Source organism: Campylobacter jejuni (assembly GCF_001457695.1).
GTDB classification, from domain to species: Bacteria; Campylobacterota; Campylobacteria; order Campylobacterales; family Campylobacteraceae; genus Campylobacter_D; species Campylobacter_D jejuni.
The window spans coordinates 1,553,026-1,563,707 of sequence record NZ_LN831025.1 but is presented as its reverse complement, the minus strand read 5'-3'; the positions used below and the strand labels follow the sequence as shown (position 1 = coordinate 1,563,707).

General features: G+C 30.2%; 7 protein-coding genes. All 7 read left to right on the top strand.

Annotated features, from left to right (window positions below):
• Nucleotides 1–106: 106 nt before the first annotated feature.
• Entirely contained in the window at nt 107–889 is a 783-nt protein-coding gene (gene fdhD, locus AT682_RS07910; RefSeq protein ID WP_004307090.1) for a formate dehydrogenase accessory sulfurtransferase FdhD, read from the top strand.
• Nucleotides 882–1,619, top strand: a complete 738-nt coding sequence (locus AT682_RS07905) for a winged helix-turn-helix domain-containing protein (RefSeq protein WP_002855349.1) — start codon at nt 882–884, stop codon at nt 1,617–1,619. The genes fdhD and AT682_RS07905 overlap by 8 nt, the downstream gene beginning before the upstream one ends.
• 112 nt (nt 1,620–1,731) lie before the next feature.
• Complete coding sequence (gene ccaA, locus AT682_RS07900) at nt 1,732–3,834, top strand: aspartate chemotaxis receptor CcaA (protein ID WP_004307087.1); 2,103 nt, start codon at nt 1,732–1,734, stop codon at nt 3,832–3,834.
• A 111-nt stretch (nt 3,835–3,945) separates the two neighbouring features.
• The gene (gene yedF, locus AT682_RS07895; protein ID WP_002872331.1) at nt 3,946–4,518 is read left to right on the top strand and encodes a sulfurtransferase-like selenium metabolism protein YedF; all 573 of its coding nucleotides are present in this window, start codon (nt 3,946–3,948) and stop codon (nt 4,516–4,518) included.
• 9 nt (nt 4,519–4,527) lie between these two features.
• Nucleotides 4,528–5,550 carry a selenide, water dikinase SelD gene (selD, locus tag AT682_RS07890; protein WP_079263890.1) on the top strand — a complete coding sequence of 341 codons (1,023 nt, stop codon included), beginning with the start codon at nt 4,528–4,530 and terminating at the stop codon, nt 5,548–5,550.
• A 129-nt stretch (nt 5,551–5,679) separates the two neighbouring features.
• Nucleotides 5,680–9,168: a proline dehydrogenase family protein gene (putA, locus tag AT682_RS07885; RefSeq protein WP_002883386.1), complete on the top strand. Its 3,489-nt coding sequence runs from the start codon at nt 5,680–5,682 to the stop codon at nt 9,166–9,168.
• Between the two features lie 17 nt (nt 9,169–9,185).
• Nucleotides 9,186–10,655 carry a sodium/proline symporter PutP gene (gene putP, locus AT682_RS07880; RefSeq protein ID WP_002883385.1) on the top strand — a complete coding sequence of 490 codons (1,470 nt, stop codon included), beginning with the start codon at nt 9,186–9,188 and terminating at the stop codon, nt 10,653–10,655.
• Nucleotides 10,656–10,682 lie beyond the last annotated feature (27 nt).

Genomic DNA, 10,682 nt, shown 5'->3' with positions numbered 1-10,682 from the left:
GAATTTTCTTTTATAAGTTGAATCTAAAATCTATTTTTCCATATATAAATTTGTTATTTATGTTTTTTTGATATAATATTATTTAAAGATATTTAAAGGATAAGGTATGGATCCGTTATTTACAACTCAAATTTTAAAATATAAAGGTGATGAATCTTTTACATGCGATGATACTTTAGTGCGTGAAATTAAACTTGAAATTTTTATTAATGATGAAAAAGTAGGTGCTTTAATGGCAACTCCTGTAGATGAACAGGCATTAGCAATAGGATATTTAATGAGTGAAAATATCATTGCGAAAGTAAGCGATATTGAGAGCATAGAAACAAAAGATGATGGTATGAGTGTGCATATTAAAGCAAAGATTGATAAAGAAAATTTAGCAAAGCTTAATGCCCAAGGTGTAGTTATAAGTGGTTGCGGTAGAGCACATACTGCCAATATCGATCCAGAAGCTATTGAAGCGAGTAAAATTAGTTCTGATGCAAAATTTAGCAAAGATGAAATTTTAAAACAAATGAGTACTTTTTATACTCAATGCGAGCTTTATGAGAAAACAGGCTGTGTACATACGGCTAAGCTTTTTGTAGATGAGAAAACTTTTTTTATAGGTGAAGATATAGCTCAGCATAATACCATAGATAAAGCTTTAGGAAAAGCGCGTTTAGCTGGGGTTGATTTAAGTCAATGTTTTTTAATGGTTAGTGGAAGGCTAAGTTCTGAAATGGTAGCTAAAGCAGTTATGCATAAAATTCCAGTGCTTGTTTCACGCACGGCTCCTACTTGTCTAGGAGTTATGATAGCAAGAAAATTTGATTTAACGCTTTGTGGTTTTGCTAGAGAAAATAAGATCAATATTTATAGTGGAGAATTTAGAATTCATGGATAAAAATCAAGAAAAAGAAATCATCTCATATATGAGAGAATTGTTAAATAGTAATGAAAAATTAGATTGTGGTACAGCTTTTAAAATTGCAAAGAAATTTAATGTAAATATAGAAAAAATCGGACAATTAGCCGATGAAAATCACATGAGAATTGATAATTGCGAGTTGGGGCAATTTGGACATTTAGATTTTGAAAAAGCAAAGATCGAAGTGCTTAAAAAAATAGAACCTAGTTTAGATGAAAAGCGTAGAATTTTTTGTAAAGATGCAAGAGATATTGCTAAAGAAGGTTGTGGGCTTAAAAGTATGCGTTCAGCTTTAAAAGCTTATAAGGTTGATGTAAAGTATTGTCAACTTGGTTGTTTTAAAGAAAAAAAAGGTAAGCAATTTATAGTAAGAACAAAAACTTGGATTGAAAATGCGGATGGAGATTTGCTTTTTGGACGAGGAAAAACAGAACTTTTAGAACTTATCGGACAAACAGGTAGTTTATTGCATGCTTCTAAACTTATGGGGATTAATTATAAAAAAGCTTGGATGCATTTACAAACCTTACAAAAAAATTCTCAAGAAATCTTAGTTAGCACAAGACAAGGACGCTCTAAAGAATCAGGAACAAAACTTACTCCTAGAGCTTTGGAATTAATGGAAAATTACTCTATTTTACAAAAAGATATAGAAGAATACGCTAATAAACGCTTTAAAGAACTGTTTTTAAAAGGAAAAAAATAAATCTTCTATCAAAAAATACTAATACATAATATTTTTATAATTAATTAATATTATTTTTTTAAAAATATGTTAAAATTAGAATCTAAATTTTTTATTTTTTAGGAGTTATAAGATGTTTAAATCTTTAAATATAGGTTTAAAACTTATTTTTTCTGTGGCAACTGTTGTTGTTATTGGACTTGTTATTTTAATATCATTAATCACAAAACAAGTAAGTCAAAATATTACTAAAAATACAGAAGATATTCTTGCTTCTATCACGAAAGAATATGCTACCCAAACTCAAGGAATTTTTGGGGAAATGATCGCTTTAAATAAAAGTATTTCAGGTACTTTAACAGAAATGTTTAGATCAACCTCTAAAGAAGATTTAGATATAGATAATATAACAAATATTATAACCAATACTTTTGATAATAGTGCTTATTCTAATTTTACTTATTTGTATCTTATCGATCCGCCAGAATACTTTAAAGAAGAGAGTAAATTTTTCAATACTCAAAGCGGAAAATTTGTCATGCTTTACGCTGATGAAGAAAAGGATAATAAAGGCGGAATAAAAGCAATACAAGCTAGTGATGAAATAGCTAATCTGCAAGTTGTGCAAGATATATTAAAAAAAGCAAAATATGGGGAAAATAAAGTATATATAGGCCGTTCTATTAAGATGAATTTAGAAGGTCAAGATTTTGATGCTGTAAATGTTGCTATGCCTATTTTTGATCGAAAAAATCAAGTTGTAGGTGTTATCGGTATGACTTTGGATTTTTCGGCTATTGCTACTTATCTTTTAGACCCTAAGAGTCAAAAATATAATGGAGAATTAAGAATTCTTTTAAATTCAGATGGTCTTGTTGCAATTCATCCTAATAAAAATTTGGTTTTAAAAAATTTAAAAGATGTCAATCCTAATAAAGGTGCACAAGAGACTTATAAGGCTATGAGTGAAGGAAAAAATGGAGTTTTTAACTATATAGCTTTTGACGGTGATGATTCTTATGCTGCGATTAATAGTTTTAAAGTGCAAGATAGTTCTTGGACGGTTTTGGTAACTGCCCCTAAATATTCAGTTTTTGAACCTTTGAAAAAATTACAATTAATTATTATTGGTGCATCTTTTATTTTTATTTTTATTGTTTTAGGAGTGGTTTATTATTGCGTAAGAAAAATTGTCGCATCTAGATTGCCTGTGATTCTTAGTTCTTTAGAATCATTTTTCCGTTTTTTAAACCATGAAAAAATTGAACCTAAGGCTATTGAAATTCGTGCCAATGATGAGCTAGGAGCAATGGGCAGAATCATAAATGAAAATATTGAAAAGATTCAAATATCTTTAGAACAAGATCAAAATGCTGTAGATGAATCGGTGCAAACTGCTAGAGAAATCGAAAAAGGTAATTTAACTGCAAGAATTACTAAAAATCCTATAAACCCTCAATTAGTAGAACTTAAAAATGTTCTTAATAGAATGCTTGATGTTTTGCAAAGTAAAATTGGTTCTAATATGAATGAAATTAATAGAGTTTTTGATAGTTATAAAGCGCTTGATTTTAGCACAGAGGTACTTGATGCTAAAGGCGAAGTTGAGATTACAACTAATATTTTAGGTAAAGAAATTAAAAAGATGCTTGTAGCTTCTTCAAATTTTGCTAAAGATTTAGCCAATCAGTCAGAAGAGTTAAAAAATTCTATGCAAAAACTTGCTGATGGCTCTAATGCACAAGCGAGTTCTTTAGAACAATCGGCTGCAGCTGTAGAGGAGATTAATTCTTCTATGCAAAATGTAAGTGGAAAAACAGTTGAGGTTGCTTCGCAAGCTGATGATATAAAAAATATTGTCAATGTGATTAAAGATATCGCTGAGCAAACGAATCTTCTTGCTTTAAATGCAGCTATTGAAGCTGCACGTGCTGGAGAACATGGGCGTGGTTTTGCAGTTGTTGCAGATGAGGTAAGACAGCTTGCGGAAAGAACAGGAAAATCCTTATCTGAAATCGAGGCAAATATTAATATACTTGTTCAAAGCGTAAATGAAGTAGCAGAATCTGTAAAAGAACAAACAGCAGGAATCACACAGATTAACGATGCTATAGCACAACTTGAAACTGTAACTAAGGAAAATGTCGAAGTTGCAAATGTTACCAATAATATAACAAATGAAGTTAATCAAATTGCTGCGGCAATTCTTGAAGATGTGAATAAAAAAAGATTTTAAAAAAAGCTCATTTTTGAGCTTTTAAATTTTTTCTATATTATTTAAAATTTTTAAACACAAAACAAGTAATAAAATAATATTATTTTTCAAAGCTAATATCAAGGAAAAATAATGAAAATTGATTGTCGCAATCTTTCTTGTCCTCAGCCTATAGTTGAAACAAAAAACGCTCTTGAAAAACTTCAAGAAAATGAAATTTTAGAAATTGTTTTAAATTCTATTATTTCAAAAAATAATGTTGTAAAATTTCTTAACTCTTTAAATTTAAATCCTATTATAGATGAAAATGCACAAGAGTTTTGCATCAAAGTACAAAAAAAGAATTTTAATTCTAGTGAAGTAAATATTCACGATTATAATGTTTTATTTTTAAAAACCGACAAAGTGGGTGAGGGTGAATTGGGACAAAATTTACTTGTAGGATTTTTAAGTACCTTAACAAATTTAGATCATGCTCCAAGTAAAATTCTTTGCGTAAATGAAAGTGTTTTAATCAATGTTGATGAAAATCATAAAGCACATTTAGCTATGAAAGAACTTGAAAATTTAGGTATTGAGATCATAAGTTGTGGAGCTTGTCTAGAATTTTTTAATAAAAGTAAAGAACTTAAAATAGGAAATATAGGCAATGCTTATGAAATTTTAAACGAGCTTTTTGGTAAAGCAAAAATCATCACTCTATAAGGAAAAACACTGCAATATAAAAATCAAAATTTAACGCATTTTGTTAAAGCAGCAGGTTGAGCAGCGAAATTAAGCCCGGGTGGTCTTAAAACAATTTTAAATTTCATGCAAAAAACTCCTGCTTTACTTAGTGATATCGGAAATAATGAAGATGCAAGCGTATATCAAATCAGTCCCGATTTAGCTTTGGTGCAAACGCTTGATTTTATCACTCCTATAGTAGATAGTGCTTATCATTTTGGTGCTATTGCTGCAGCAAATGCTTTAAGCGATGTTTTTGCTATGGGTGCAGAGGTAATTAATGCCTTAAATATAGTAGGTTTTGATACTTGTAATCATGATGTAAATATCTTAAAAGAGCTTTTAGAAGGTGCAAATGATAAGGTTCAAGAATGCAATGCTTTAGTTGTGGGTGGCCATACTATAGAAAGCACTGAGCTTTTTTTTGGACTTAGTGTTACAGGAAAAGTACATCCTGGTAAATTTATTGCTAATAATACGGCTAAAGTTGGAGATTGTATCATTTTAACCAAGCCTTTAGGAACAGGAATTTTAAGTACAGCTTTAAAGGCACAAATGTTAAATCAAAAACATTTAGATATAATGCTTAAAAGTATGATGGAGTTAAATTATAAAGCCAGTCAAATTGCTCTTAAATTTCATCCAAATGCCATGAGTGATGTCACAGGTTTTGGACTTTTAGGACATTTAAAAGAAATGCTAAATAAAAATATTTCTTTTGAAATTTTTGAAAGTGAACTTCCTTTTTTAGATGGAGTAAAAGAGTATTTTAATATGGGTTTAATTCCTGCTGGAGCTTATAAAAATTTAGAATTTATAAAAGAACTTATCCCTGATTTAAATGAAGAAAAATTATTACTTTGTGATCCGCAAACTTCAGGAGGACTTTTAATTTCTATAAGTGAAAAAGAATCCTTAGAATGTTTAAAAAAACTAGAAGATGAAAATATTCAAGCTAAAATTATTGCCAAGGTTGTAAATAAGCAAGAAAATGATATTATCATTTCTTAATTTTTGTTACTTATATACCCATTAAAATTTTTTTTATCATTTTTTATACATTTTATATGATTTAAAATATTATTTTTATCTTATTTATATATTATTTATTAAAATTTATTTTATCTTAGGAGATACGAAATGATACAAAAAGCTTTAGCCTTAGCTGAAGAATTGCAAGGACAAATAGAAGCCAATATTTCAAATTCTGAAAAAGAATTTCATGCTAAAATGCAAAAACTTCTTAATAATCCCAAAAATAAAGTTATGCTTATAGAACTTTTAGATCGTTCTTTTAGATGTAAAGATAAAAATGCAAGTTTTGAGCTTATAGAATATACTTTGAGTAAATATGGCATAGCGGATTTTTTTAGCACTTTTGAAAAATTCCTACTTTTTAGCTTTTTAAATTTTGGCAAATTTGCTCCTAATTTAAGTGTACCTTTTTTTGTCAAACATTTAAGAGAAGATACTAAAGCTATGGTTCTAGATGCAAACCCTAGTGTTTTAGAGCCGCATATTAAAAAAAGAAAAGAGCAAGATAAAATCACTTTAAATGTGAATTTAATCGGCGAAGAGGTTTTAGGTGAAGCTGAGAGTAAATATCGTATGCAAAAATATGAAGACGCTTTAAAATCAAGTTATATCACTTATATTTCCATAAAAATTACTACGATTTTTTCACAAATTAATATTATAGATTTTGATTATTCCAAAGAAGAGGTAGTAAAAAGACTAGATTATCTTTATGCTTTAGCCTTAGAAGAAGAGAAAAAACAAGGTGTATCTAAATTTATCAATCTGGATATGGAAGAATTTAGAGATTTAGAACTTACTGTTGCAGCTTTTATGGAAAGTGTGGCTAAATTTGATATTAAAGCGGGGATTGTTTTGCAAGCTTATATTCCTGATTCTTATGAGTATCTTAAAAAACTTTTTGCTTTTTCAAAAGAGAGGGTTTTAAAAGGTATGAAGCCTATTAAGATCCGTTTTGTTAAGGGTGCTAATATGGAAAGTGAAGAAACTATTGCATCTCAAAAAGGCTGGGAGCTTCCTACTTTTTACAAAAAAATAGATACTGATAGCAATTATAATAAAATGCTTGATTTTATTCTTGAAGGAGATAATTATAAATACATCAACATAGGAATTGCAAGTCATAATATCTTTGAGATTGCTTATGCTTATACACGCATAAGTGAAGCGGGTGCTTTAGATTCTTTTACTTTTGAAATGCTTGAAGGTATGAGTTTGCAATGTTCTTATCAATTATCCAAAATGCATGATTTAATCCTTTATGCCCCAGTTTGTGATGAAGCACATTTTAACAATGCTATTGCTTATCTTGTAAGACGCCTTGATGAAAATACAAGTGAAGATAATTTTATGCGTTATTTTTTCAATCTTAAAGTAGGAGATAAAAACTGGAATATCCAAAAAGAACTTTTTTTAAAATCTTTAGAAGGTATAAAAACTCTTGATAATACTACACATCGTAAGCAAGATAGAAATAAAGAGCAAAATATCACAAGTTCTTACGAGAGTAAAAAATTTAGCAATGAAAGTGATACAGATTTTATTTTAGTGCAAAATAGAGTTTGGGCTAAAGAAATTAAAGCTAAATATGAAAATTTAAAAGATTATGATGTTTATCCTGTTATAGGTGAGCTTGATTTTAAAGCAGAAAATTTAAATGTTTTAGAAGTTAAAGATAAGATTGAAGATAGAGTGATAGGAAAGGCTTATTTAGCAGGAGAAAAAGAAATCAAACAAGCTTTAGAAGTAGCTAAAAATTCCAAATTTACACAAAAAAGTCATGATGAAATTTATCAAATTTTAGCCAAAAGCGCAAAACTTATGAGAGAAAGAAGGGGAGATTTAATAGGTTTGGCAGCTTTAGAAGTGGGCAAAACCTTTTTAGAGATCGATCCTGAAGTAAGCGAGGCTATTGATTTTATAGAGTTTTATCCGCACTCTTTAGAAGAGCTTAAAAAACAAAATCCAAAAGTTAAATTCGCACCTAAGGGCATAGGGGTTACCATAGCTCCTTGGAATTTTCCTGTAGGGATTTCAGTGGGCACCATAGCTGCACCACTAGCTGCAGGTAATGTGGTGATTTACAAACCTTCTTCACTTTCAACTCTAACAGGTTATATGCTTTGTAAGTGTTTTTGGGATGCAGGTATTCCAAAAGACGCTTTGATTTTCTTACCTTCAAAAGGAAGTGATATTTCTAAATATTTACTTGTTGATGAAGCGATTAAATTTTCAATTCTTACAGGAGGAGAGGATACTGCTTATGCTATGTTAAAAGCTAATCCAACCTTGCTTTTAAGTGCTGAAACGGGCGGAAAGAATGCGACTATAGTTTCTAAATTTGCTGATCGTGATAGTGCGATTAAAAATATCATTCATTCTGCTTTTAGCAATAGCGGTCAAAAATGTTCAGCTACTTCTTTGCTAGTCTTAGAAGAAGAAGTTTATCATGATGAAGAATTTAAAAAGACTTTAGTAGATGCTGCAAGTTCTATGGCAGTAGGCAATCCTTTTGAATTTAAAAATAAATTAGGTACTTTAGCTGATAAGCCAAGTTCTAAAGTTCAAAAGGCCTTAGATGAATTACAACCTTATGAAGAATGGGCATTAAAACCTAAGTTTTTAAAGGATAATCCTTATTTGATGACTCCAGGCATAAAATATGGCACTAAAAAGGGTGATTTTACTCATATGAATGAACTTTTTATACCGATTTTAAGTGTAATGAAGGCTAAAGACTTAAAAGAAGCTATTGATATAGTAAATTCCACAGGTTATGGTTTAACTGCAGGTTTTGAAAGCTTAGATGAAAGAGAATGGGAGTATTTTCACACTTACATAGAAGCAGGAAATATTTATATTAACAAACCAACCACAGGGGCTATAGTGCTGCGTCAACCTTTTGGTGGGATTAAAAAATCTGCCATAGGTTTGGGTAGAAAAGTGGGAATTTATAATTATATCACTCAATTTTTAGAGATTAAGCAAGAAGATTTTGATGATCATTTAATTGAAGATAAATTTTCAAAAAAATTAGCACAAATAGATTTAAAAGAAGCACAAGATTTTATGAACGATTTAATTCAAATGTCTCAATCTTATGCTTATCATTATAAAAATGAGTTTAGTGTTTCAAAAGATTATGTCAATATTCGTGGAGAAGATAATCTTTTTTCTTATACTAAAATAAAGAATATGGTTTTAAGACTTTGTGGAAATGAAAGCTTAAAAGATGTTTTAGGTGTGGTTTTAGGTGCAAATATTGCAAATATTGATCTAAGTATCAGTTATGATGAACAAGATGTTAGTATGATAGAACGAATTGTTCAAAGCATAGGAGCAAAAGTATTGTTTTTAAAAGAAAATAAAGAAAATTTTATCAAGAGTATTAAAGAATATGAAAGAGTGCGTTATTTAGCAAAGCCAGATGTAAATGATGAGATTTATAAAGAGGCTGCAAAGCTTGCTAAAATCATCATAAGAGAAAAGCCATTGTTAAATGGTCGTTTTGAACTTTTAAATTATTTTAATGAAAAAGCTTTAAGTATATCTTTTCATCGCTATGGAAATTTAGGCATTAGAGCAATATCTTAATGATCAAGGAGAGATTGATGGAAGTGGTTCAAATTAATACCCCAATAGCAGTGATGTTTGTAGTTTATGCCTTATTGATGCTTTATATAGGTTTTTATTTTTATAAGCAAAATAAAAATTCAGAAGATTATTTTTTAGGTGGGCGTACTATGGGGCCTGTGATATCTGCGCTTAGCGCAGGGGCTTCTGATATGAGTGGTTGGCTTTTAATGGGATTACCAGGAGCTTTATATGTAAGTGGTTTTATAGATTCTTATATTGCAATTGGGCTTACTATAGGAGCTAGTTTAAATTGGATTTTTGTGGCAAAAAGACTTAGAATTTATACCAGTGTGATTGCAAATTCTTTGACTATTCCTGATTATTTTGAAACTCGTTTTGATGATGATAAACATATACTGCGCATCGTATGTGCGGTGGTAATTTTGATATTTTTTACCTTTTATGTTTCATCAGGGCTTGTAAGTGGAGCAAAACTTTTTGAAAGTACTTTTGGTATCAGATATGATTATGCTTTAACTACTGGAACGATTATTATTGTTGCTTATACTTTTTTAGGTGGATATAAGGCAGTTTGTTGGACGGATATGATACAAGGGCTTTTAATGATGATGGCTTTAATCATTGTGCCTTTGGTTATGCTTTATCATTTAGGTGGCTTTGGTGAAGCGATGAATATAGTAAGAGAAATAAAGCCACAAGCTTTATCTATGGGCGAAGGAGTAGGAGTTATAAGCATTATATCTGCACTTGCTTGGGGTTTGGGTTATTTTGGTCAACCACATATTTTAGTGCGTTTTATGTCGATTCGTTCTACTAAAGATATTACTATGGCCACTTTTATAGGTATTGCTTGGATGGTGGTTTGTCTTTTAAGTGCTTGTATGATAGGTATTTTGGGCATAGCTTATGTGCATAAATTTGAATTAAGTTTGCAAGATCCTGAAAAGATTTTCATCGTGATGTCGCAGCTTTTATTTAATCCTTGGATAGCAGGTATTTTACTCAGTGCTATTTTAGCGGCTATTATGAGTACGGCAAGTTCACAATTGCTGGTTTCAAGTTCTACTATAGTGGAAGATTTTTATAAAAAGATTTTTAGAGAAGATGCGCCAAGTCATGTTGTATTAAATTTAGGTAAATTAGGTGTTTTACTAGTAGCTGTAATAGCGTTTTTGATTTCTACTGATAAAAATTCAAGTGTTTTGAGTATAGTTTCTTATGCATGGGCTGGATTTGGAGCTTCTTTTGGTTCTGTAATGCTTTTTTCTTTATTTTGGAGTAGGATGACAAGAGTAGGAGCGATCTTAGGTATGATAACGGGAGCTGCTACTGTGGTGCTTTGGAAGAATTTTGCAAATTCGGGTCTTTATGAAATAGTTCCAGGATTTTTAGCAGCTTCGGTGGTGATTATTATTGCAAGTTTACTTACTAATGTCCGCTCAGGAACTAAAGCTGCTTATGAAAGGATGTTAAAAGAGCTTTGAAAATCTCTAAAAATCCCTACTTTTGTA